Source organism: Guptibacillus hwajinpoensis (genome assembly GCF_001039475.1).
GTDB lineage: Bacteria > Bacillota > Bacilli > Bacillales > Guptibacillaceae > Guptibacillus > Guptibacillus hwajinpoensis.
On the sequence record NZ_LELK01000001.1, the window covers coordinates 1,600,954 to 1,625,430 of the forward strand.

The following is a 24,477-nucleotide window of genomic DNA, read 5'->3' on the forward strand; positions in this document are numbered from 1 at the left end:
CCCAACTATAACTTCTCCTCACTTTATATTAGCTAAAATGGCGATTATATGCTTTTAATCTTAACTAACTATAACCTGAAGTTATACTTTCATCATTTTTCACTATTACCATCCCACCTAAGAAAGACGTTATCCTTTTAACAAGAAATCCTATAGGAGGAATCATCGTGAAAATCTATCTACTACTTGGAATTGCAATTGTATTTGAAGTAATTGGTGCTACTCTCATGAAATATGCAGACGGATTCAGTAACCTTTGGGCAAGTGGCATTGTAATGGCTAGTTATGCGTTAGCTGTTACATTCTATATCCTTCTCACGAAAAAGCACGAACTTGGTACCATTAACGCTCTTTGGTCCGGGGGAGGGACGGTTATTATTGCAGTCATTGGTATCACCCTATTTAATGAAGAAACAACTCTAGCCAAGCTTATTGGCATATCCCTCATTATTGCTGGAATTTATGGACTAAATTCAAATGGGCACCGCAGTAGACGTGTAATTGGAGGTGAGTAAAGATGGGTTTCTTACTACTATCCTTACTATTCTCAATTGTAGGAAGCATAAGCGTGAAGCAGTCCGCAGGTTTTCAGAAAATCATCCCAGGGGTTACTTCCTTCATTTTCTTCGGAATGTGTATTTACTACCTTACAATTGCCGTTGAAACGGTAGAAATCGGTATCGCCTATGCAATCTGGTCGGGCGCATCCATCGCGGGTACAACATTGGCTGGTATTTTGCTTTTTAACGAAAAAGCAAGCAAGCGTAAATTTCTTTCGATCGCCTTGATCGTTGTAGGAGTCGTCATTTTATAGGGGGTCAGACACGTGTCTGACCCCCTCTTCACACTTTTTTTTCATGTAAGCGATTAACAAACGAGCAATTCATTGAAATTCAGTTAAGTTTAACTTAACCTAAGTTAGTAGGTATTGAAGATTACTGAATAGTAGACACTAAAAAAGGTTACCAAAACAGATGGATTTGGCTCTTTTTATAAGTTGATTGGCTTGTCCAATCAAGCTTCACACTACAATGCTATAGGTTTTCCTTACGAATGATAAATAAGCGAGCTAGCTTAAAAGAAGGAGTAGTGGTTATGTCAGAATCAACAACAAAAGAAACAACGCAAGCAACACAAGAGCAGCGCGAATTACTCGATCAGCTTTTAGATCCAGAAGTACAGGAATCATTGAACACACTTGTTAAGGAGCTTCCGAAAGTAACAGAGCTAGTCAATATGCTTTCTTCCACATACGACACCGTTAATGCGATTGCAACAGATGACGTATTAATGAGTGATACAACGGAATTCCTTTCAGAACTTATTCATCCTGTGAAGTCTACTGCTAAAGATGTTGCAGCGAACGCAATTGAAGCTAAGGACATGGCTGAGAAGAGTTCAGAAACAATCGGCGTTTTCGGTCTACTTAAAATGCTCAAAGATCCACAAGCACAGAAGCTATTCAGATTTGTGAATGCTTACCTAAAAGTTTCTGGCGAACGCAACAACCAAAAATCATAAAGAGCAGCTAAGAATGGAGGAAACATCATGTCAAAACAAATCGTTATTCTAGGCGGAGGTTATGGTGGGCTTCTTGCTGCTTTATCCGTACGTCAATACTTAGGTGAATCAGAAGCAACTGTTACATTGATTAACAAAACACCAACACACCAAATCATCACTGAGCTGCATCGTCTTGCTGCAGGTAACATTTCAGAGCAAGCAGCTGCACTTCCATTAGAGAAGTTGTTAAAAGGAGCAAACGTTGATCTTAAAATCGCAACTGTTGATTCATTCTCTGTCGACAACAAAGAAGTAAAGCTTAGTGACGGCTCTACTCTTTCATACGATGCACTTGTTGTTGCATTAGGTAGTAAAACAGCTTACTTCGGCATCCCTGGCCTTGAAGAATACAGCATGGTCTTGAAATCAGCTGAAGATGCAAACAACATTCGTAATCATGTTGAAGAATGCATTAAGAGATTCGCTGAAACAGGTGACGAAGCTGATGCTACAATCCTAATTGGCGGTGGCGGTCTTACTGGTACAGAGCTTGTTGGAGAGCTAGCTGATGAACTTCCAAAAATGACACGTAAATACGGCGTTGACCGTGATAAGATCAAACTAATGCTTGTTGAAGCTATGCCGAAAATTCTTCCAATGCTTCCGGATGACTTGATTCAGCGTGCGATGACAAGCCTTGAAAAGCGAGGCGTAACATTCTTAACAGACCTTCCTGTTACAAACGTGGATGGCAACGTTGTTGAACTTAAAGACGGCCAGAAGATCGTAACGAATACTTTCGTATGGACAGGCGGCGTTCAAGGAAATCCACTGGTTGCTGAATCAGGCATTGCAGTGAACCGCGGTCGCGCAACAGTAAATAACTACCTTCAATCCACTTCTCACGAAGATGTATTTGTAGTAGGTGATAGCGCCGTTTACTTCAAACCTGGTGACGAGCGTCCACAACCACCAACTGCTCAAATTGCTTGGCAGATGGGTGAATTGGTTGGGTATAACCTATTTGCTTACCTTGAAGGCAAGGACTATCGAGACTTTACTCCAGTTAACTCAGGAGTACTCGCAAGCCTTGGTCGTAAAGACGCTGTTGCCTCAATCGGTGAGAACGCAACATCACTTAGAGGACTACCAGCTTCTGTTATGAAAGAAGCAAGTAGCGTTCGTTATCTTTCTCATATCAAAGGTCTTTTCGCACTAGCGTATTAAGTTAAGTGCAAGATCAAAAAATAAAGCTCTTGAAGGACTTATGTCTTTCAAGAGCTTTTTTGATGAGAGAGCTGCGAGTGCCTGTCACCACCCGCTTTATGTAACCTTTTGTCGAACCTCCCCTCCTTTATCAATTACGTATAATAATTCCGCTTTAAGCCACCATAACAAGTAGGGGTGATTCAAATGAAATTGAATAAGAAGAAATTCGCTAATCAGCCAACGATGATGAAGAAATCGTATGTCAATGAATATGACCTAGGCGTTGATCAAGACGAACAAGCAATGAATGGCGAATACGGAATGTTAGAAACGGAGCAGGAAGATCGACTGCCCGATTCCAATCCTAAACGGAAACAATAAGAAATAGGCATAGCACGTAGCTATGCCTTATCCATAGAATTTCTTCGTCCACTTCTTCACTACATTCTCGATCGTCACTCTCGTTTCCACACAGCAATCAAGAAACAATAGCCTGAAATAACAGCTCTTCCAGAACTGCATCACATTCCCTTTCGTATGAAAGAACGGCACACTATATCCTTCGTTAGTAAACCGTAACTCGAGCTCGTCTTCAATTCCAACAATCCACGATACTAGAACAGCATCACCCACACCTCGTTCAAGAAGTGCTTCTAATGATAGCAATAATCGCTCATCCTCATCATCTACATACACACCTTCTTTAAACAGACAAAGCTGAATCGTCTCAAGACACTGAGCAACACGCTCATCACCGAATTTCCTGTGCTTAATCGCTTCAGCTAGTGCATCGGCACCGTGTGCAATGCTATGCGCCCAGCCCTTTTCTTCTACATACCCTCTCGTATCCTGCTCCTCCTGCAAATACCGAACACAACAATCAATGGCTCTATTTGCATCCTCGTCCGTTAGAAAAGGTACATCTCGATCCTTCTCTAAGAGAAGCGCAAGAACTAGAATTGAAAAAGAACGAGTGAAAACAGCATCCGTCCCCTTTTCACCTATCCTATAAAATACGTGCTGATCATCTAAACAAGTCGTCATCACAATATTCATCTGCTTCACTGTTAAATAGTCCTTCATCACAAGCTCAGCAAACGTTCCAAAAATGAATTCATCCCTGAGCTCTGGATCCGTGGATCCAATCTCATTTAACATGCTCTCCAACAGAAGATCCATATCAACGCGTTTCACTTGATCAGGATATTCAAAGTTCATCTGCTTCAATTGCGTTTTAAGTTCCATAACCTCTCCTCCTAGAAAAGCACTCTCCCATAGTTTAACAAATATAAGCAAAGGGTCAGACACATGTCTGACCCTTTCCCTATCCTCATCAACAATACACAGGATTATTCGAATAGTGACTAATCCAACGCCCCATCCGCTCCATTTGCTTCTGCAGCCTTCCAACAGAAACAGGGACCATTAATTCAAATCCGTCTAGAAAAAGGATCTTCGAACAACTTTTCGAGAGCGCCGTCATCTCCTTCACATGCTGGTAGAAGATCCAACAGCAATCCATTTTCTCAGGTGATTCGGTTGGAAAAACCGAAATCGAGTTCCAATGCGAGACAATAATCGGCGTTTGCTGCTCATACCTTAAATGGTAAATAACAGCCTTTCTACGACCTTCATATGTCATACCAGCCTCAAGACACGCATGCCGAATCAGCTCAACCGGTGTCTTAGTTGATAAATAAATGCCGTTTCGATCGTAGATTCTAGAGCTATACTCAACCTCTTTCGCAAGCTCAATTGCTTGCGTTGTTTTGCTTATCTCATAGTCATCCATTATTTCACTATTATATTCGTTCATCCTTAGTATCCCTTCCGCTCCATTGTTAGATGATTTGTAACTTATTATCATTGCATAAGGTTTCCCTTTCACACGTAAAACGGTATACTAGGAATACGTTGGTTTCCACGCCAACAACGACCCCAGAATGTGTCTGCCAAGACTAGACATTCTGGGGTTTTTAGGTATGCCGTTCAAGTACGATTCACCACCCTATCGTTCAATTTCCTTCCTTTTCTGCTAGTCTGGATGACCTAGTGGCCTTTTCCCTTTCTCCCATAAACCAGTTAGATCCTACTAGTAATTCCCATCCTACTTTTGATTATAGTTAATTATTTGAAATTTAGGAATACTTTTTTAGTATGATTTCCTCACTTTATTCTTCTTTTTTATTTCCAGTTTTGAAAGTATTAACACCTATTGATTTCCTTGATTAAAGTTGTATAATATAATGTTATTTTTACCCAATTAAGTAAATTTCGATCCCTACACACCTGACTCCTCCTCACTATTGGGTACTAAGACCCCGTACGTGAGTCTCATTTTTAGGAGGTTCTTCCCATTTACCACACAAGTGACTATTGGTACCCTATAATACTGTTTGAGCATGATTTTTCTGCACAACTATACAAAGGGGATAGAGCGAATGTCCTATTTATCATATTTACAATCAGAAATAGCTGAAAAACAAGTTCAGCTTATCCGCCTACAATCAAGCTTAACTAAACTTGAAGGTATACAAAATGAATTCTTCCAAAATAAACAGCTTATCGATACTCCTGAACTCTCCCCTGCTACATGGGAAGGTGAGTTAGCGAACTCATTCAAAAACATTCGAGAAGATATGAAACTAGCTTATCAAAATCTATCTGCGAATCAGCTAAACACAGCAATAATTACGATGGAAAATAAAGCACAGTATCTCAGGTACGAAATTCAGTCACTTGAAATGAACATTACACAAGAAAGACATCGCCTCGAAGAAGAAGCAAGAGAAAGGAGAAATACCAATTGAGTCATGAGCTACTTGTCAAATTCAATGAAATTGAACAGTCCATTAGTCGCATTGAAAAAAGTTTAAGTGCCTTTAACGCAGAACTTCCGAAGAACACAGGAGAAGGCAATAATCTTGATGTTGTGAATCGCTTGAATGAGTTGAATCACATGATGACAGAAGTCGGCAACGCTTATAAACAGATCCTAGCTGAAAACAACCAGACCGTACGAGAATCTGTACAACAATTAGAGAATGCAGACAAAGAACTCTCTTCCTCTATTCAATTACGTTAAGAGGTGAAGGCTACAATGAAAACACTAGACGTCCAATCGCTTCATCAAGGTATTGAACATACCCGATCTGCCGTCACTACTATGAGAACGCAAACGACAGAGCTCCGTTCATCTATTGAAAGATTTACTACATTGGAAGCTTCTTTTAACGGTCATGGCGGGAAAGCAGTTCGGTCATTCTACCAGGAATGTCATCTCCCCTTTCTGACTTATTTGGAAAATGTCATAACTCACTTTGAAGAGAAGCTAGTCAATTTGATTAACTCTATCCAATCATATGAACCACAAGAATCTGGATTCGTTCGAGAAGATTTTCTTGCTAATGATGTGGAGAATGGATTACATAAAGCTCAAAACATAACTGATCAACTAACAAGCGACAGCAATTCCATTATCCGAAGCGTAAATGACATTATCTTTATTCCAGAATTACAGCAAGATGAATTTAATACAAATGTCCACAGAGGACAAGAGAAAACAACCCAAGTTCTTGAAGATCTTCATGCTTTAGACAAAAGCCAAGCAAACCACTTAGAAGCAGTCCTTCAAGAATGCCACACACTCATGAATTACATAAGAGAAGTATCAACCAGATTTCAAAGTGGGGATATTTCGATTAGTGGTTATCAGGTAGGAACGATGAGTGCTATTCCAGCTTATAAGACGGTGATGAGTGGTTTGTCTTCAGGTTCATCTGGGACGAGTACGGTTGGGAAGGCTGTTCAGGCGAAGAAATCTGTTGATGTTGGTATTGATCCTATAGCACCATTTAAAGGACCAAGCGGAGCATATAGACTAGCTACTGATGGTTTTGCCTTTTATTCAGCAGGTCGAGAAGTTAAAGGAGGTTTTAGGATAGAGAAAGTCGGTAAATCAGATAAAGTTAAACATCTAGTTTACGAATCAAAGTACAATAAATTTAAAACCGCTCCTAAAAATGGACGAAATTTTAAGACCTTTACTCAAAAGTACATCAAATCCCAAGTAAATAGAGGGAATTCTCTTAATTTAAATGTTTCTAAATTTCTAAATGGTAAAGCAGGAGCGATTAGTGCTGTAAAAAGTAAAATTGGATGGCTAGGAGTAGGTATCACTACGGTCGATAATGCAAGAAAAAATATTCACAACGATGAAAGCTCAAGCAAAATTGTTGGAGATGCAGTAATTGATGTAGCGATCGGTGCAGCTACTCTAGCTGTCGGAGGCGCATTTGCTGCATTAGCTGTAAGCGCAGGTGCACCAGTATTATTTGGAACAGCAGTCACAGTCGCAGCATCTCTAACTGTTTCCTATGTATTAGATGGTCTTAAGATAAATAATAAATCAATTGGCGATCATTTTAAAAATGGAGTACAATCAGTAGCTGGTTGGTTCAACGATACTGCAGAGAGTATTGTTAATTAATTTAAAGGTATAGAGGAGGTTATTATGCTTAAAATTCCTGAAAACAAAAAAACTAGAAACCTTCCAAATTATATGCAGGAACACCTCATTATGATATCACCTGATAGTGCAAAGGTAACAATCACGATGTTTTGTCTCATATTGCTTGATATGAGTGCTGTTCCTTTGCTCTATCCAAAAAATGACTTGATTTACATGATAACTATTCCACTAATCATTTTTATACATTTATGGTTAATCCGATTGTTATTCAAAAACCCTTACACAACACAGATGGAAACCACTTTGTTTATGGGTGTTTTTTCTATAATAGGAGCAATATGTAATTTCATCACTAGCATAAAAGTTTCATATGTATTTGTCGAAATATCAAACCTATGGTTCTATGTTGTGTTTTCAATAGTACATATAATACTTATTGCCGTTCTGATTCAATATCAAATCGAAAAATATTCTGAAATAAATTATAAAATAGAGGAATCCAACAAATGGTATAACAATACAAGGTTTATTCCTCTTCTAACTGCAGCCCCTGGTATTGGCTACATTATATTTCAATCTTCCAAAAATAGTGAAAAAGGTATGCATAGTGTGTTTTTAATCGCAACAGTAATTTTCACTCTATTCCTATCGTACTTCGCTGCAAAGTACATTCATAAATACTTTTTTATGAAAACAAATATGAGATTAGTTTTCTTTGATAAACCTTCTGATAAAAATTTACTTAAAAAGTACGAAAGAAAAGGTGTTGTATACAAATAATGATAAAACTACTCCCAAACGGCACCATCGTCTTACTAGACGGTGGCAACAAAAAACTAATGATTTACGGTCGAAAACAACTTCACCTAGATGAAGAAAAAGTTGAGAACGAGCAAGACCTTGATATGTACGACTACATAGGTGTGCCCTATCCAGAAGGTTTTATTGATCAAGAGCATACTTACCTTTTTAATCACGAAAACATTGCTCAAGTTATTTTTGAGGGATTTAAAAATGATGAAGAGGAGAAATTCCAGGAAGTATTGAAAGAAGTTTAATTATATGTTTTCATAGTCCCTCTTCTGTTTCATAAAGCAGATTGAGGGATTTGTTGTGTGGCTATCTAATCTCTTCTGATTTTAGATAGTATTTTTAGTTAGGACGAGATGAGAGATCACTATGCTAAAAATTCCAGAAAATAAGAAAATTAAACATCTACCAGACCACTTCGTTTAATTAATACACTAAAGTCAAGAAGGTGAACAACTTGGGATTTACAATATGGGAATTTTTTGGGATATTCAGATTAATACTTGGATACATACTTGGAATACAGTTTGGTTATGGAGTACTTATCCTTTTACTTGGAAGAATAATGATTAATTATTTCGCAGTTACTATTGAAGAAAAGCCAAGCAATTTAATACAGAAAGTTATTAATATATTTATGATATCGACGATTGGATCTGGTTATTACATTTATAAAAAAGTTGCAAATTACAATTGGTTTTTAAGAAAAATCTTCTTTGCAATTGCACTCTTTGTTCAAGGCGTATTATCTATTATTATCTATCAAGTAATATATAGATCAATGAAAGGAATATTCCTATAATACAAAACTAATTCAACGAATCTTATAAAATGATGATTTTTATCCACTTAAGAATAAATTGCTCTCCAATAGGCACCTATCTATTCCAATTCAATATGATAGGTAAAAAGGAGTGATGACAATGCCCTGGCATCAAAAAATTCGATATTTAATGGGTCAGCCTGTTGGAATATCATTAGCAAACGGACAGGGAACTTCAGGTATTTTATGCGGTACATCCGAAGGAAAGCTTCTTGTCATGGAATATTTGTATCAAACACAATTCGCTTTAAAACAATATGAATACTCTATGATTCAAGATATAAACGGATTTCCACCTTGTCAAAACTCACAAGTGTTGTATTAGGTGTCCTATCTAGGCTCAATCTTGTTCGATATAAATTGGGGTCAGACACGTACCTGACCCCACTGCGCTTTCACATCACTCTCTCAATATAATCCCCATACCCTCTTACAATCTCTATCCCCTGCTTCTCTAACTCCTTCCACACAAATCGATCTAGCGCAAATGGCGCGGTTGCTTGAAGCGTATCAAGTTCCTTTTCAGAAATCACCAATTCGTAATAACGATTATCCTTTTTCACGACGATTTTATAGTCAGAAAGCTTCATTACCATCACTTCATACACAACGCTCCACTCTTTCAACTGTCGTTCAATGACGTCAGCTACATGCAATAGAAACTTCTCTCCATTATAGTGCTTCGCCAATAAGCCCCTAGCAAACCCATTGCTATTCAACCCAATCACTCCTTTTTCTTTCTAACAAGGTATCAGCAAGGAAAACGAGAAAAGGCCCTTCATCGCAAATGAATGCAACAAAGAGCCTACGCTTTTCGTTCGTTATCATTCAAAGCCATGCTTTGCAGGTTGTAGCACCTTACCGGCTGGCAGGTTGCTGTGAAGTCAATGAGCCCGTGCTCTCGTTCACTCGTGATAACCTTATTTAATTTGTTTTAATTTACTATATTCAGAGGTCTGTCTATTAATAAAGTATCAGCCCAATTGATTAGAAGATTGATAAACTAATGCCGATTGCAAACAAAACAACGCCTGCAATGGAGTAGAACATTCCAGAGCGGTTCTCACCCTTAATCCTTTTCGAAAGGCCTGCAAGTAGATTCACAATACCAAACGAAATCAAACCGTATAATAAGAGGCTTTCCTGCTCAGGATGCATGAGGTACATAATTGGCATGAAAAGAATTGAAATCGAAAGGATCACCTGAACGACACTCAATGAGAAAATAATTTTGGATTGAGACTCAGTACTCATAACGTTCCTTCTTTCCATTAACTAGTAGTTGTGATTCATGACTTCTACTCTAATTATAACAGGTAATTCCCTTTATAAATCTGACAATGCTGTGACTAATGACACCAGCGTATACGGGAGCAATAAAAGGAGTGTTACTCATTTAAATAAGTAACACTCCTTTTTCTCTATATGATGAACTACGAATTTCTTAACCGTGTTTTTTCGCAATACCTGCTAATTCTTCTTTTGTACGGAATCCAACTGCATTTTCTACAAGCTCACCGTCTTTGAAGAAAAGCAATGTTGGGATACTCATCACATCATATTTTCTTGCTGTTTCAGGATTCGAGTCTACATCAAGCTGAACAATTTTCAGCTCTTCTCCTGTTTCTTCATCAAGTTCATCAAGAACGGGCGCAATCATCTTACAAGGTCCGCACCATGGTGCTCCAAGATCTGCTAGAACGAGCCCCTCTTTCGTTTCTTGTTCAAAAGTTTGGTCTGTTAAGTTTTGTACTGCCATTTTATCTCTCCTCTTTCATTATTTATATAACCACTAAAAATCTATTTAGTGGTTAGAATGCTACATTATGTTATAATAAATGTCAAAGATAAAGCTAAAAAGGTGTGTTTCACAATGATTCAAAAAACAAACTTTCCACATTTCTCGGAATACCTATTTATTAATTTAATGAACACATTGAAAATGCATAATCACAACCCAATCGATCTTCTATCAACAGAAGCTGACGTTGTTCAGTGGATTGCGTTGATGGAAGAAAATAATTTACTAACGCCGACACAGGTAGAAGTACTGGGAAATGACTCAACTCACCTAAGCGACGTGCAGCACTTTCGTGATCATTGCCGTGAGCATTTTGCTTCAAATGATTCAGAGGCGAATCTGATCGATGTGCTCACCAACACAACCAAATCGACACCGCTCTCGTTTAAAATAGAAGATAACAATCTTATACCAATCCCTTCAGAAGGTGGAACGAAAGGACTCCTATCACTCATTTCCTTTCAAATGCTCCTCCATGAAACGAACGGTGTATTAGGTAAAGTAAAAGCATGCGAAAACGAAGAATGCCTCGCCTTCTTTGTGAACCAGAAAGGGAAGCGGAAATGGTGTTCAATGGAAGTATGCGGCAACCGTACCAAAGCGAAGAAACATTATTCGAAATCAAAAGCTTCCCAACATACGTAATACCGAAAGAAGGATGATGTCACCTTAGACATCATCCTTCTTTCTTTTGCATATATGGACTTTCCCCATCTCATCACTGGTACTAATGACAATAACCAATTCCACAGATCTGCGTCATTCGCACTATAAGTGTAAGCTAGACTACTTTGCTTTCTCTCCTAACAGCGTAAAATAGAAACAAACACCATACTTGATAGGAGGTTTTTGATGAGAAGACGATACCTTACACTCATTAGTATCAGTGTCAGCCTCTTTCTCTCCGCCTGTTCATCTGGTCAATCAGCACCTGACAACAATCCGCCAGAACAACCGAAGACAAGCACTGTAGAAGTACTTAACAACCCGCTACCGCCAAGGCTCGAAGCCCTTTCAGCAAACTGGGAAACGAATTGGGAGAAACATACGATTCCTTATGATGAATTCGTGTCAGGTGGTCCACCAAGAGATGGCATTCCTTCTATTGAAAACCCTGAATTCATTTCTTTACGTGAAGCAAAAGACTGGCTCTCCCCTGAGGAACCAGTCATGGTCGTCAACATTAACGGGGACGCTCGCGCCTATCCGCTCCAAATTCTGATTTGGCATGAGATTGTGAATGACGTTGTTGGGGACAAACCTGTCTTAATCAGTTTCTGTCCTCTATGTAACTCAGCCATTGTGTTCGATCGGGAAGTGAACGGAGAAACTTACGAGTTCGGAACGTCTGGATTACTCGTTAACTCAGATCTCGTCATGTACGACCGGACAACAGAAACGTTATGGCAACAACTCACCGGAGAAGCGATTGTTGGTGATATAGTCGGGAATCAATTGACAATGCTACCATCTAGTCTCGTTAGCTTTGAGAATTTCATGTCATCGTTTCCAGATGGAATTGTAATGTCTAGAGAAACAGGACATGACCGTAAATACGGCCAAAATCCTTACCAGGGATACGATAGCCGCAGCTCTACGTTATTTAGTAAAGAAGAAGATCACGGACAATTACCTGCGATGGAAAGAGTTGTTGCTGTTTCACTAGACAATGAAGATAAGGCTTATCCTTATTCTGTTTTGCTGGACCATCCTGTCATTCATGATCAAATTGCTGGAGAGAACGTTGTTATTTTTTTCAAAAAAGGGACAGCTTCAGCACTCGATTCAAAGGTTATCGCTGATGGAAAAGACGTTGGTGCTTCTGGAGTCTTTTACCCGACCGTCGATGGAGAAAAATTAACTTTCAAACAAGATGGGAATGACATTGTAGACAATGAGACCGGTAGCACCTGGGATATCTTTGGTAAAGCAACGTCAGGACCGCTCGAAGGATCTCAGCTGGAACCAATCGTTCATGGTAATCATTTCTGGTTCTCTTGGGTTGCTTTTAAACCTTCTACAGACGTTTATCAATAAGGGGTAGGAAAGGTTTTGTTGTAACTAACCTAAAATAAAAGAAGTGCTTTTGAATAGAATAGCGGTAGACAGTTCTACTGATTCCCCCCACCCAATGACTAAAGATCTCTAATTGGTTCTCTTTTCTCTAAAAAAGGGAGTTTACAGACACCTCTCTAACTGTACAATAGGGGTAGGATAAAGGAGTGAACTATGAAACCAATTTTACACACCATTTTATTTCACTATTTAAAATTACTCTTACCAGCTTTTCTTTTTGTGCTCTCTGCCATTCAAATTACGTCATTTCTATCAGACGTTCATGTCAGCCTTTTATTAAATGAAGTAAGTCAATTTAGTATAGGAAAACTTTTCCTCGTGTTACTCATAACAATGGGAGCAGTTAGCCCAATGTTTTTATATGATTCTTTGATTTTGAAATCATTGCAAAAAACATTTCCAATGAAACAACTTCTGAAGCAATCATTTATCGTTAACGCGGTTTCAAATTCGATTGGATCAGGTGGTATCGTTAGCAGCATGCTTCGAAACTATTTTTATCAAACGGAGCAGGACGATCACAGTGAACTATCAAAGAGCATTGGTAACTTGACTTACTTTTATTTAACTGGTCTATCTCTGCTTGCGCTGATCACATTGATCACTTACAGAGATAGTCCCTTACTAAAGGAAATTCCTTGGCTTTATTTGGCTGTGATTGTCGTTGGACTTTATTTACCCGTTCTCATTTTTTCGTTCTTGTGGAACAATTACCGGGCGCGCTCTTTTGGCACGAAAACAAGGCTCCAGCTCATTGCCGTATCATTCCTGGAGTGGACTTTTGCGTTTCTTGCGATCTGGCTATTAGCAACGATTCTTGACTTAAGCATTTCATTTCATGAACTTTTCCCACTTTTTGTGATCGCTGCATGTGTTGGCATTGTTAGTATGATTCCTGGAGGTCTCGGTTCATTTGATCTCACTTTCATCTGGGGCAGTCAGCTCATTGGTTTACAAAGTGAAAAAGTGCTTTTCCTGCTCATTTTATTTCGCGTTGGTTACTTTTTCTTCCCTTTCTTACTAGCGATGATTCTGTTCGTCAGAGACTATTGGGAAAAGTGGAATGCAAACTGGGATAATCTCCCGATCGCACTTGTGCAAAGACTGAGCCACGGATTCATTACTTTGTTAGTCTTTGCCTCGGGATTAATCCTACTTTTATCTGCCGCTTTACCCGGAATCATAGACAGATTAAAAATTCTCGAAGAAATGCACTCGATTCCGTTTCTTATTAACCTCTCACACCAGCTTTCTGTCGGAGCCGGTTTTGCTTTACTTGGATTATCGAGAGGCATTGAATACAAAGTCAAACGAGCCTATTACTTGACGATCGTTGTCCTTTTCTGCGCGGCTGCATTTACATTTTCAAAAGGGATTGATTATGAAGAAGCCATTTTCCTATTAGTTGTTGCATTCATTCTTTATCTATCAAGAACGCGGTTTTATCGTGAAAGCTATGTGTTAACATGGAGCAAAACGATTATTGATGGACTCGTTATTCTTTTCATTACGTCGATGTATGTCTTAATAGGGTACATGAGCTTGCCGTCTTCAACGAACGCGATTCCGTCGCAAGTGTTGCCCTATCTGATTACGGATTACCACACGTTGTTTTACAGTGCCTTAATCGGATTGTTGATTGCGCTACTCGTCTTTCTTATTGGAAACGCCGTGATTAAACCGAAAAATCCAATCCAGAATTCCGAGCCTAAGCAAGATCCTGACATACTAGAGCACTTGAAAAACTATGGCGGCAATACATTAACGCATTTAGTATTCTTACATGATAAATCGCTGTTCTGGAATGACAAGCGTACGGTATTCCTAAGCTTTCAACAATCGTCCGATAAACTTGTCGTACTTGGTGATCCGGTCGGTGAGGAAAACGACTTTTCAAATGCAATTGATGAGTTTCAACAGCTTGCAGATATTCAAGGCTTTACGCCAGTCTTCTATGAAGTGAGCAATGACTTGCTTCCACTTTTACACGAAAAAGGGTTTGGCTTTTTTAAACTTGGTGAAGAAGCATTCGTTGACTTAGAGCAATTCACCTTATCAGGTAAGAAAATGAAGGCGCTACGTGCAGTTAAAAACAAATTTGAACGTGAAAATTATCTGTTTGAAATCGCAACGCCTCCTCATAGTGAAGCGCTATTGAATAAACTGAAAAATGTATCTGATGAATGGCTACAAGGAAGGAATGAAAAGGGATTTTCGTTAGGGTTCTTTGACGTTGATTATTTGAATAAGTCGGAGATCGCCATCATGAAAGAAAATGATACGATTATCGCCTTTACGAGTCTTATGCCAGTCTACGATGGAAACAAAACCATTTCTGTCGATTTAATGCGCTTCATACACAGCGCCCCCTCTGGCACAATGGACGTTATGTTTCTTTCATTATTTGAATGGGCCAAAGCAGAAGGCTATCAGTCTTTTAACCTTGGCATGGCTCCACTTTCTAATGTGGGTCAATCAAAATATTCTTTCCTAAGTGAACGAATCGCGGCTCAAATCTTCCTTCATGGCCATATCTTCTACCACTTCCAGGGCCTACGGAAGTTCAAAGGAAAATACGCTCACAACTGGGAACGCAAATACCTCGCCTATCGCAAAAAATCCTCCCTCCCCTTTACAATGACTCAGGTCTCGCGATTGATAAGTAAGAAAGGGAGTAAGGGGGGTCAGGTACGTACCTGACCCCCCTTACAAACAACTGTCCCTCTACCACGGACATCAGATTTATTTCGCTTAAGCGTGAGATGAAACTAAAAAAAAGCTGCTGGATTTCCGGCAGCTTTTCGTTTTGGCCAATAACCCTCACTCCACCTATCCCTTAAGCCCACATCTACTTCCAAGGAATCGCGGGGACGGTTCTGCTAATTCTATCTCATTAATAAAAGAAGAGTAATCAAATCAATTACAATCACTCTCTTTTATTTCTATCATCTAGATGATGAATCATGAGAACCGTCCCCACTGATTCAACATTAATAAGCAACTTATAAAGCATGGCTGTACTTTTTATAAACATACGGCGACGTCATGATCGAAAGAAGCGCCCCATAATTAAGGTTGAAAGTGACTTCGTCTCCTACTTGTAGTTTGCTCTCTTTCGCATTAAGGACCATATGATCGCTACTCGAACCAAGAATTTCAATATCCAACAGGGGTGTCAATCCTGACACAAGGACGTCCTGTTTCCCTATCCCCAGGATGATTCGGTTCATAATGCCTCGATCACGGAATTCTGGAACTTCCCCGAAAGCATTCTGTCCTATTTCTCCATATGGCATGGAAGGCTTTATTTTCGCTTCAATCACTTCCGTAATTAACGTAAAAGCATCCGTATACAGTCCAGGTATCACCTGGCGATTCAATGTTTCCCGTCCTAAATAGATTGATTCTCCCAGACGCAGGTTGTTTACTTTGGTAACATCAGTAGCATTTATAAACCAATTGTAATTGGCTGAATTTCCACCAGATACAATTGAAAGAGGTAATGCAAACTTTGTCTGAATCATGGTCGCTAACAGAGAGAGCTCGTTCATTTTTGCATTGTTCGGTTTAACTCCTCCAAAACAAGCGAAATTAACACCAATACCCACAATTTTGATACCCTCAAGCTTCACAACTTTCTCAATAAAAGTCTCAAGAGTAGCTGGCATAATTCCTTCTCTTAAATCACCCATCTCAATCATAACGATAATCTTATGGACAAGGTGGTTTTTCAAAGCTTCTTCAGATAATTTTTCAATAACGGACAGCTCTGTATTAAGGCTAATATCAGCATATTTAATGACAGTATCGATTTCACTTAAAGCTGGTGCTCGTAACAATACAAGATCCGCCTTTAATCCAGCTTCTTTCATCTTTTTCAGGTTCACTACTTTGGAATCTGCAAGCATACTAAAGCCTTCGTCTAACAATACTTTTGCTACTTCCGGTGCTCCGCAAACGGCTTTCGTCACTCCCATCAACCCAATATTTTTAATCCCATAAAGCGCGACTAACGCTGCTGCGTTATGGGCGATTTTCGCCAGGTTGATTTCAATGCGAGGAGCACAAGCAATGGTCAATGTATGATGACTGGTTTCTGTTTTCTTTTCAAATTAGGATAAGCCTCAAAAATACTTGCCACCAATTTATCACATCCAAATTTAAGCGCGTCAGTTGTTGGTAGAGCTAGATCATGTTCATACTGAGCAATTGTTTGCTCAAGCTCGTGATCAGACATATTCTCATGATTAATCGTCACTGCAATAACTTTAGACTTCACAAAGTTTTCGATGAGATCAATCTCACTTTGGATCGTAGGCATCTTCATGTAACTGAAATCACCCAAATGTTCACGTTTAGGCGCATGTTGCACAATAACCGCATCAGGTCTTGATCCTCTAATGATTCCACACGAACTAATATACGCAGGATGGCTTAATGCTCCCTGTCCTTCAACAATAATAATATCGGGTTTCTCATTTTCTACCGCTTTCATGATCTGGTTCTCAATTTCACCTGTCATAAACTGCGATGGAATAGCATCAATCGCTACACCATATTTGGCTCCTTGAATTAACCCCGTCTGTCCTGTTGCAATAAATGCAACATTTAATCCCTGTTTCAGTAAGGCATCTTCAAGCAAAACAGATGTTGTTCGCTTTCCTATTGCACTGTCTGTGCCTAGTACTGCGATGATGGGCGTATCTATATTTAATATTCTACCCGAGAACAAGTGCATGTCTTTCTTCTCCGGTGGCTTCCTCACATCATGAATTGTCACACCACATTTTTTCGCATGCTGAACAAATTCTTCATCATTTGTGAAAAATTCATGAAGAGGGTTAACGATATTCATCCCCAGTTCCATCGCTTTAAAAAGAAGATTCCGTTCATCCTGTTTTAAAAAAGCTTCAGAAGGAGCTATTCCATATATGAATTGGTTAGGTACACTCTGTACTGTTTCTAACGCATGATCAAGATTTTTAAAGATGGGAATGTCATTGTGCTCTCCAAAAAGAAATTCACCGGCATCCAAATAAACTTTTGTACTATCAATAACGCCTACGATCTCGAATTTCCTTGAGCTTCTAACCAGCCCATTTGCTGTCTTCCCGTCCATTGTTCCGAATTTATTTTCACAATATACGATTGCTGTTTCTTTCATAAGGCAATTCCTCCTAAATCTATTTTCACTGCAGTAAATCCGCATAAAAGAGATCTCATAGTTTGACAAGTAAAAACCTTGTCCATATAGAAAAAGCCTATAAGTAAAAATTTTTCAAAATTAGAAAACTTTCACACGGATCAAGTATAGCACAGAAATTTACATTATTTTTTTAATGTAGTTTTCTCACGGTAGTAATATAAGAAAAAAGTTGCAATAATCGATATATGATAACGTAATAAAATTATATTAATATAATTTTTACGCATAAAAAATTCTTATTTCCCTTTACTTAGTTGGACATCCAATCACATCTTCACCTATATCCTTATGAATTCCTATGCTTTACGTTTCAGTTTTCTAATTGTAGAACTAGCACAAATCCTTATTCGAGGATTGTTATTCCCTACCATTTCGCAATAACTAAGTAAGATAAAATTTCAGGAATATTTATTTTATGGTTTAAAAAAATAGGTTTCCGAATCGCCGAAAATCGTCGGAGTTCTAGTGATTCCATATAATAAATAAAAGAAGTACTAATCACTCGAATCATTAGCACTGCTTTTAACTTCCCCCAAAATAATGCATCATGAGTAACGTACCTACCTATTACTATGAATTCCTACCAAAAAGGCTCCATGATGCAAACCAATGCGACATAGAGCCATTCCACGATAGATATATAAGTTTAATTGATTAAATTAATTACACCATCACCATTCTCCAACAAAAAAGGTAGCCGCATGCAGCGTGCCACCTCACCTAATTCTTACCGATCTAACTTTAAATAGACCCTAAACGTAGACCCAACCCCAACTTCACTTTCCACTTCAATCGTTCCGCCATGCGAATCAACAATCGATTTCGTGATCGCAAGTCCTAGTCCAGCCCCTCCTTGCTGACGCGTTCTCGAATCATCCGCTCGATAGAAGCGTTCAAACACGTGCGCCACCTTTTCTTTACTAATTCCTGATCCGTTATCTCTCACACTTAAGAGGGCTCTTTCATTTTCCACTACTAGCGAAACGTTAATCGTTCCTGCTACCGGGTCCGTATGTTGTACGGCGTTATGAAACACGTTTAGGATAACCTGCTTCATTTTATCTGCATCCACCCTCGCGATTAAGCCTTCCGTCAAGTCATAGTGAACCGTTCGCTCATCTACTAGTAAGTTCAGATTAGGTATCATGTTTCGAACGAGTGTTGATAGATCTGTTTCTTCCACCTTGATTTCTGGTGCTCGGTCAAGCTTCGCTAATAATAACAGCTCCTCAACGAGCGCGATGACTCGTTTTGTCTCGCCATGCATGCTTGATAGAATAATCGCTAATTGCTCAGGCTTCTGGGATGCTCCTCGTAAAAGAACTTCTATATATCCATAAATTGATGTGAGCGGCGTTCGTAATTCATGAGAAGCGTCCGCGATAAATCGCCTCATCTGATTCTTCAATTCTTTTTCTTGTTCAAACGAAATGTCTAATCGTTCTAGCATGTCGTTAAAGGACTCGCTAAGGCGATCGATTTCTTCCTGTCCGTGATCAACTGGAACTCGCTCCGTTAAGTTCGATGCACCGATCGTTTTAACTTGATCAACGATGGTTGAAAGAGGATTTAACGTTTTCCGAATAACGGATAAATAGATAATAAGTCCACCTAAAAGCGCAATGAGCGATAACACAACGAAAGTAAACAGTTGTCTCCAAAGAATTTGTTGCAGCTTCTCAGTACTAACACCCATCTGAAGCATTCCCCGCTCTCCATCAGTTGGCGGAATTGGCCTGAATACAAGCAACTGCCGGCCTCCGTCAGGATCTTCCACAACGAGAAGTGTTCTAGGCATTCGATTAGATAAATCATCCTGTATCTCTTCTCGTTCGCGCTCTGAAATTTCTGGAACCGAGAGTCCTTCTTCACCTAACAAATTCGTATACTCACCGTCTATAAATGCTAACGAGAATTCTTCTCTCGAAAGGAAACCAGGATTGGATGCGTTAGGTGGCTCTTGAAGGAGTTCTTCTGTTAGAAACGCTTCAACCGGAATCGACATTAGCTTCGACCGCAAACTCTCCGCTTCATTTTCATAAAGAAAATCCTTCATTATCACATATTGAAGAATTCCGATAACCATTAAAATAAACGACAGAATAAACAGCATTCTCGTTAAGAGTTGGTAACGTAACGATTGGGGGGCAATGATTCTTTTCACGCTATTCATGAGATATCCAATCTGTAGCCTGAGCCTCTTATCGTTCGGATCAGCGTATGTTCCTTATCCCGAAGCTTATCCCGTAAAGACCTAATGTACACTTCGACGATATTATCCTCGCCTTGAAACGTATAGCCCCACACTTTATCAAGGATCATCATTTTGCTTAGAACCATTCCGTGATTCAAGATCAGGTATTTCAGAAGTTCATATTCCGTCGGAGAAAGCGTTAGTAGCGACCCATCATAAGAAAATTCTTTCCGACGATCATCGATTTTGAACGAACCATATACCACTTCCCCGAATAGATCCGGAAACTGATTTCGAAGTCGCGCACCAATTCTTGCAAGCAATTCTTCGAAACTAAACGGCTTCACAACGTAATCATCTGCGCCGAGACTGAGCCCTTTCACACGATCATCCACTTCATCTTTCGCCGTTAGCATGATCACTGATGTTTGAACCCCGCTCTTTCGAATCATCCGACACACTTCGAATCCATCGATGCCAGGCATCATCACATCGAGGATCGTAACATGTGGTTTGAATTCCTTCACTAACGTAATCGCACTCATTCCATCATGTGCTGTCTTTACTTCATACCCTTCATTCTCAAGTCCCATTTCTAAAAATTGCACGATATGCTTTTCATCATCGACTAATAATATCCTCATTCCAGTTGTACTCATTCCTCTTCCTACCTTTCGCTCGGTTGTTGCTTCTCATTATAAAGATTTCTCACAAAAAGAAATACAGCTTTCAGCTAACTTTCAGCTTGTTTTAATGTCCACATCAGCTTGGTCGTGCACAATACAAATAAGCGAACTTAAGCAAAACGAACTGGAGTGAAAAATGATGAAAAAATTAAAACTAGACTTGCCCCTTATGTTGATCGTTCTATTATCAGCATTTCTGAATGCCTTTAATATTTGGAAAGATGAATATGTGAACACGTATTACACGATGACCGTTGGCAGTATGATGCAGAGCTTTCATAATTTCTTTTTTGCTTCCCTAGATTCAGCAGGATCCGTAACCGTAGACAAACCACCCGTCACATTTTGGATTCAAACACTAAGCGCAGAACTATTCGGACTACATGGGTGGAGCGTGATTCTACCACAGGCACTCGCAGGTGTCGGATCGGTTCTACTACTCTATTTTCTAATCAAACCATCTTTCGGAACAACAGCAGCACGATTATCCGCATTAGCGATGGCAACAACACCGATCGCAGTCGCTGTTAGTAGAACGAACAACATCGATAGCATGCTTGTTTTCACACTATTACTAGCAACCTATTTTTTATTCAGAAGCATTAAAAAGCAAAGTGTCTGGAGCTTAATTGGTGCATTTGCGATCGTTGGGGTTGCCTTCAACATGAAAATGCTTCAAGCCTATATGATTCTCCCGGCTTTCTATCTCTTCTATCTTCTAGCTTCTAATGTGAACTGGAAGAAGAAAATTGGTTTCCTAGGAAGTGCAACAGCTGTCCTCCTTGCCATCTCACTTTCCTGGGCACTGGTGGTTGATTTAACTCCAGAAGATCAAAGACCATACGTCGGCAGTAGCGACACAAACTCAGTGATGGAACTAGCATTTGGCTATAACGGTCTTTCGAGACTAACAGGTGAAGAGAACGGTGGCGGTGGCGCTACACAAGGCTTAACAAATGCGCCTGATCAAGGAACCGCCCAGCAAGGACCGCCTCAGACTGGACAGGACGGGACTGGCGTAGCTCCGCCAACAGACACAGATGGAGCTCAAGGACAGCCTAACGGTCAAGGACCACCTGGAGATCAAGCGCAAGCTGGAGGTCAGGGTCAGCAAGGAAATCTGGCGCAGGCTCAAGGTAATCGATTCGGAACAGGTGAAGAAGGACCACTTCGACTCTTTCAATCTGAACTATCCGGGCAAGCAAGCTGGCTTCTACCGTTTGTCATCATCTCGAGCATCGGGTTACTGATCGGCTCCAGGTTGAGAAACTTAACAATGAAGCAGATGGAAACGATGTTCTGGCTAGCATGGCTCATTCCAGTCGCAATCTTCTTTAGCATCGCAGGCTTCTTTCACCAGTACTATCTCATCATGCTAGCACCACCAATCGCTGCAATCTTTGGAGCAGGTGCAGTACAACTCTTTGAGCTTTTTCGAAATGATGAAAGCAGCTGGAAATCATGGCTTCTCCCTCTCTCCATTGGACTAACCGCACTTTTCCAGTGGTACATTATCTCGCCTTACGATGATGTAATTGGAGCAGGATGGTCAATCGCGGTCCTTGTACTAGGAATGGCATCAGTGCTCTTATTAGTTCTTATTAAACAGAGAAATTTACTTCTTTCATCAAGCATGACTGTAGTCATGTTACTAACCTTACTCATCGGACCAATGTACTGGGCAACAACACCGATTGTATACGGCGGAAACAGCGCCCTCCCAGAAGCAGGTCCTGCAGTGCAAACAACGAGAGACGGAGTAGCTGCTATGACGAGCACGTCAATCGGAGCCCCAACACAGGCTCAAAATACCGGGGGAACCCCTGGTGAGGTGGATACCGAGATCGATGATAAAACACTAGCTTTCTTAAAAGAACAAAATACAGGCGAAACGTATTTATTCGCAACTTCTAGCTACCAAGTTGCAGCACCTTACGTGATCGATGAGAATGAGTCAGTCATTACAACGGGAGGCTTCTCTGGCAATGATCCTGTGTATTCAGTGGAAGAATTTCAAGAATTAGTCTCAAGTGGTGACGTTCGCTACTTCTTACTTTCCGAGCAAGGTATGAGAGGCGGAAACTCTGAGATCGCCGAATGGATTGTTGCGAACGGAGAGGAAGTTCCTGAAGAGGAATGGCTTTCAACATCATCAAACGATCAAAAAGGGCTCAACCAACGCGGTGGATCAGCAACACTTTATGAACTAACACCATCACAAGGAGGAAATTCGAATGAATTATAAAAACATAAGGTACTCGATTATTATTCCAATGTATAACGAAGAAGCTGTGATCGTCGAAACGTACCGAAGACTGAAGAAAGTGATGAATGAAGTAGCTGAACCGTATGAGCTTCTATTCGTGAACGATGGTAGCTCTGATCGCAGCCTTGAGATTGTTAAAGAATATAGTGACTGGGACAATCGCGTTAAAGTAATCGACCTATCCCGAAACTTTGGTCACCAGATTGCGATTACCGCCGGCATGGATTATGCCAGTGGTGACGCGGTCATCGTAATCGATGCAGACTTACAAGATCCACCCGAACTGATTCCCAACATGATCGAAAAATGGAAAGAAGGTTTTGAAGTCGTCTATGCGAAGCGAACGAAACGAAAAGGTGAATCGCTTTTCAAGCGAGTATCCGCATCACTTTTCTATCGAACATTAAGACGATTAACAGACGTAGACATTCCACTCGATACAGGAGATTTCCGACTAATCGATCGAAAAGTATGCGACCAAATGAATCTCCTTAACGAGAAGAACCGCTTTGTGAGAGGACTCGTTAGCTGGGTTGGCTTTAAGCAAACGGCTGTTGAGTACGAACGTGACGAGCGCCTATATGGTGAATCGAAATATCCGTTAAAAAAGATGCTGAAGCTCTCTTTAGACGGCATCACATCCTTTTCCTACAAGCCACTAAAAGCCGCGACCTATGCAGGTGTCCTCCTATCACTTTCAGGATTCATCTACATGCTGATCGTGATCTTCCAGAAACTATTCACTGATTCTACTGTTACAGGATGGGCGTCCCTCATCGTCATTCAACTCCTCTTCTTCGGATTTGTACTCATGATCCTAGGAGTGATGGGCGAATATATCGGACGTATTTATGAAGAAGCAAAAGACCGCCCCGTATACATCGTTCGCGAAACGCTAGATAAAAAGGAACAAATTAGAAGTGACAACCATGTTGCGATTAACACTAAGTAACCCACCAAAGTTCATCAAGTTTGGTGTCACAGGTGTGATGAATACAGCGGTCGACTTCATCATCTTCTTTATCCTCTCAAGCCTAGGAGCGACGTACTATATCGCCCAAATCATGTCATATAGTGCTGGCGTTATGAATAGCTATTTCTTCAACCGCACGTGGACATTTGAGCAAAAAGATCGAATCAATAAGAAAGAATTTATCCGCTTTGTAACCGTGAATCTCATAACTCTGCTGCTTTCAACTCTCGTCTTAAAACTAAGTTTGCAGCAGGGTAACCTACCACTTTTATTTGGAAAGGTGATCGCTACACTGTTTGGGATGGGCATTAATTATGGAATGGTGAGTGCCTGGGTGTTTGCGAAGGGAGAGGAATTGAAATAACTCAAAAAACCACCGGGGCACGTAACAAGAAAACCATACAAAGAACGGCCAGAGGCAGTAGTCTCTGAGCCTTTCTTTTCTATGTAGGTGTGTTC

General features: G+C 40.1%; 27 protein-coding genes and 1 riboswitch. Of the genes, 18 read left to right on the top strand and 9 right to left on the bottom strand.

The window, feature by feature from the left end:
- The first annotated feature begins 167 nt into the window (after positions 1 to 167).
- From AB986_RS08025 to AB986_RS22050, 5 genes are all read left to right on the top strand, one after another.
- Positions 168 to 515, top strand: coding sequence for a DMT family transporter (locus AB986_RS08025; RefSeq protein WP_053216082.1), 348 nt, complete (start codon positions 168 to 170; stop codon positions 513 to 515).
- 2 nt (positions 516 to 517) lie between these two features.
- A complete protein-coding gene (locus AB986_RS08030) occupies positions 518 to 814 on the top strand; it encodes a DMT family transporter (RefSeq protein ID WP_048310336.1) in 297 nt (98 codons plus the stop codon).
- Between the two features lie 281 nt (positions 815 to 1,095).
- Positions 1,096 to 1,521, top strand: a complete 426-nt coding sequence (locus AB986_RS08035; protein ID WP_048310337.1) for a helical membrane plugin domain-containing protein — start codon at positions 1,096 to 1,098, stop codon at positions 1,519 to 1,521.
- Between the two features lie 27 nt (positions 1,522 to 1,548).
- Positions 1,549 to 2,730 carry an NAD(P)/FAD-dependent oxidoreductase gene (locus tag AB986_RS08040; RefSeq protein ID WP_048310338.1) on the top strand — a complete coding sequence of 394 codons (1,182 nt, stop codon included), beginning with the start codon at positions 1,549 to 1,551 and terminating at the stop codon, positions 2,728 to 2,730.
- Positions 2,731 to 2,916: 186 nt separating this feature from the next.
- Positions 2,917 to 3,093 (top strand): DUF4021 domain-containing protein, encoded by a 177-nt coding sequence (locus AB986_RS22050; RefSeq protein ID WP_236690322.1) that lies wholly within the window; start codon positions 2,917 to 2,919, stop codon positions 3,091 to 3,093.
- Positions 3,094 to 3,120: 27 nt separating this feature from the next.
- On the opposite strand, the gene AB986_RS08045 is transcribed toward AB986_RS22050, so the two are convergent.
- Both AB986_RS08045 and AB986_RS08050 read right to left on the bottom strand, forming a co-directional pair.
- Positions 3,121 to 3,957 (bottom strand): DUF2785 domain-containing protein, encoded by an 837-nt coding sequence (locus tag AB986_RS08045; RefSeq protein WP_048310339.1) that lies wholly within the window; start codon positions 3,955 to 3,957, stop codon positions 3,121 to 3,123.
- A gap of 88 nt (positions 3,958 to 4,045) precedes the next feature.
- Positions 4,046 to 4,528 carry a competence protein ComK gene (locus tag AB986_RS08050; protein WP_053216083.1) on the bottom strand — a complete coding sequence of 161 codons (483 nt, stop codon included), beginning with the start codon at positions 4,526 to 4,528 and terminating at the stop codon, positions 4,046 to 4,048.
- 625 nt (positions 4,529 to 5,153) lie between these two features.
- Between AB986_RS08050 and AB986_RS08055 the strand changes: the two genes are divergently transcribed.
- The 7 genes from AB986_RS08055 to AB986_RS08085 all read left to right on the top strand — a co-directional run bounded on the left by AB986_RS08055 (position 5,154) and on the right by AB986_RS08085 (position 9,141).
- Positions 5,154 to 5,522, top strand: a complete 369-nt coding sequence (locus AB986_RS08055) for a YwqH-like family protein (protein ID WP_048310340.1) — start codon at positions 5,154 to 5,156, stop codon at positions 5,520 to 5,522.
- The gene (locus AB986_RS08060) at positions 5,519 to 5,797 is read left to right on the top strand and encodes a DUF5344 family protein (protein WP_048310341.1); all 279 of its coding nucleotides are present in this window, start codon (positions 5,519 to 5,521) and stop codon (positions 5,795 to 5,797) included. The genes AB986_RS08055 and AB986_RS08060 overlap by 4 nt, the downstream gene beginning before the upstream one ends.
- A 15-nt stretch (positions 5,798 to 5,812) precedes the next feature.
- The gene (locus AB986_RS08065) at positions 5,813 to 7,201 is read left to right on the top strand and encodes an LXG domain-containing protein (RefSeq protein ID WP_048310342.1); all 1,389 of its coding nucleotides are present in this window, start codon (positions 5,813 to 5,815) and stop codon (positions 7,199 to 7,201) included.
- Between the two features lie 24 nt (positions 7,202 to 7,225).
- Positions 7,226 to 7,963, top strand: a complete 738-nt coding sequence (locus AB986_RS08070; protein WP_048310343.1) for a hypothetical protein — start codon at positions 7,226 to 7,228, stop codon at positions 7,961 to 7,963.
- A complete protein-coding gene (locus AB986_RS08075; RefSeq protein ID WP_048310344.1) occupies positions 7,963 to 8,241 on the top strand; it encodes a DUF4176 domain-containing protein in 279 nt (92 codons plus the stop codon). Before AB986_RS08070 ends, AB986_RS08075 begins: the two co-directional genes overlap by 1 nt.
- 209 nt (positions 8,242 to 8,450) lie before the next feature.
- Positions 8,451 to 8,795: a hypothetical protein gene (locus tag AB986_RS08080; protein WP_053216084.1), complete on the top strand. Its 345-nt coding sequence runs from the start codon at positions 8,451 to 8,453 to the stop codon at positions 8,793 to 8,795.
- A 121-nt stretch (positions 8,796 to 8,916) separates the two neighbouring features.
- Positions 8,917 to 9,141, top strand: coding sequence for a hypothetical protein (locus tag AB986_RS08085; RefSeq protein WP_048310345.1), 225 nt, complete (start codon positions 8,917 to 8,919; stop codon positions 9,139 to 9,141).
- A 70-nt stretch (positions 9,142 to 9,211) separates the two neighbouring features.
- On the opposite strand, the gene AB986_RS08090 is transcribed toward AB986_RS08085, so the two are convergent.
- The 3 genes from AB986_RS08090 to trxA form a co-directional block, all read right to left on the bottom strand.
- The gene (locus AB986_RS08090; RefSeq protein ID WP_048310346.1) at positions 9,212 to 9,535 is read right to left on the bottom strand and encodes a hypothetical protein; all 324 of its coding nucleotides are present in this window, start codon (positions 9,533 to 9,535) and stop codon (positions 9,212 to 9,214) included.
- Between the two features lie 99 nt (positions 9,536 to 9,634).
- A riboswitch (SAM riboswitch) is annotated at positions 9,635 to 9,737 on the bottom strand.
- A gap of 66 nt (positions 9,738 to 9,803) precedes the next feature.
- On the bottom strand, positions 9,804 to 10,070 hold the full coding sequence (locus AB986_RS08095; protein WP_048310347.1) for a hypothetical protein: 267 nt from the start codon (positions 10,068 to 10,070) through the stop codon (positions 9,804 to 9,806).
- A gap of 190 nt (positions 10,071 to 10,260) precedes the next feature.
- Positions 10,261 to 10,575 carry a thioredoxin gene (gene trxA / locus AB986_RS08100; protein WP_048310348.1) on the bottom strand — a complete coding sequence of 105 codons (315 nt, stop codon included), beginning with the start codon at positions 10,573 to 10,575 and terminating at the stop codon, positions 10,261 to 10,263.
- A 114-nt stretch (positions 10,576 to 10,689) separates the two neighbouring features.
- Between trxA and AB986_RS08105 the strand changes: the two genes are divergently transcribed.
- The 3 genes from AB986_RS08105 to mprF all read left to right on the top strand — a co-directional run bounded on the left by AB986_RS08105 (position 10,690) and on the right by mprF (position 15,393).
- Positions 10,690 to 11,262 carry a CGNR zinc finger domain-containing protein gene (locus AB986_RS08105; protein WP_053216085.1) on the top strand — a complete coding sequence of 191 codons (573 nt, stop codon included), beginning with the start codon at positions 10,690 to 10,692 and terminating at the stop codon, positions 11,260 to 11,262.
- A 207-nt stretch (positions 11,263 to 11,469) separates the two neighbouring features.
- On the top strand, positions 11,470 to 12,654 hold the full coding sequence (locus tag AB986_RS08110; RefSeq protein ID WP_048310350.1) for a DUF3179 domain-containing protein: 1,185 nt from the start codon (positions 11,470 to 11,472) through the stop codon (positions 12,652 to 12,654).
- A gap of 192 nt (positions 12,655 to 12,846) precedes the next feature.
- Positions 12,847 to 15,393 (top strand): bifunctional lysylphosphatidylglycerol flippase/synthetase MprF, encoded by a 2,547-nt coding sequence (gene mprF / locus AB986_RS08115; protein WP_048310351.1) that lies wholly within the window; start codon positions 12,847 to 12,849, stop codon positions 15,391 to 15,393.
- 302 nt (positions 15,394 to 15,695) lie between these two features.
- Here the strand turns inward: mprF and AB986_RS08120 are convergent, their stop codons facing one another.
- The 4 genes from AB986_RS08120 to AB986_RS08135 form a co-directional block, all read right to left on the bottom strand.
- Positions 15,696 to 16,772, bottom strand: coding sequence for an alanine/ornithine racemase family PLP-dependent enzyme (locus tag AB986_RS08120; protein WP_084006456.1), 1,077 nt, complete (start codon positions 16,770 to 16,772; stop codon positions 15,696 to 15,698).
- Positions 16,769 to 17,857, bottom strand: coding sequence for an N-acetyltransferase DgcN family protein (locus AB986_RS08125; protein WP_048310352.1), 1,089 nt, complete (start codon positions 17,855 to 17,857; stop codon positions 16,769 to 16,771). Before AB986_RS08125 ends, AB986_RS08120 begins: the two co-directional genes overlap by 4 nt.
- Positions 17,858 to 18,626: 769 nt before the next feature.
- A complete protein-coding gene (locus AB986_RS08130; protein ID WP_048310353.1) occupies positions 18,627 to 20,072 on the bottom strand; it encodes a sensor histidine kinase in 1,446 nt (481 codons plus the stop codon).
- Positions 20,069 to 20,752 (bottom strand): response regulator transcription factor, encoded by a 684-nt coding sequence (locus AB986_RS08135; protein WP_048310354.1) that lies wholly within the window; start codon positions 20,750 to 20,752, stop codon positions 20,069 to 20,071. The genes AB986_RS08130 and AB986_RS08135 overlap by 4 nt, the downstream gene beginning before the upstream one ends.
- A 163-nt stretch (positions 20,753 to 20,915) precedes the next feature.
- On the opposite strand from AB986_RS08135, the gene AB986_RS08140 reads away from it, so the two are divergent.
- Genes AB986_RS08140 through AB986_RS08150 form a run of 3 tightly spaced genes read left to right on the top strand, consistent with a single transcriptional unit; the run spans position 20,916 to position 24,382 of the window.
- Positions 20,916 to 23,024: a glycosyltransferase family 39 protein gene (locus AB986_RS08140; RefSeq protein ID WP_048310355.1), complete on the top strand. Its 2,109-nt coding sequence runs from the start codon at positions 20,916 to 20,918 to the stop codon at positions 23,022 to 23,024.
- The gene (locus AB986_RS08145; RefSeq protein WP_048310356.1) at positions 23,014 to 23,997 is read left to right on the top strand and encodes a glycosyltransferase family 2 protein; all 984 of its coding nucleotides are present in this window, start codon (positions 23,014 to 23,016) and stop codon (positions 23,995 to 23,997) included. The genes AB986_RS08140 and AB986_RS08145 overlap by 11 nt, the downstream gene beginning before the upstream one ends.
- Positions 23,975 to 24,382, top strand: coding sequence for a GtrA family protein (locus AB986_RS08150; protein ID WP_048310357.1), 408 nt, complete (start codon positions 23,975 to 23,977; stop codon positions 24,380 to 24,382). The genes AB986_RS08145 and AB986_RS08150 overlap by 23 nt, the downstream gene beginning before the upstream one ends.
- The last annotated feature ends 95 nt before the right edge of the window (positions 24,383 to 24,477 follow it).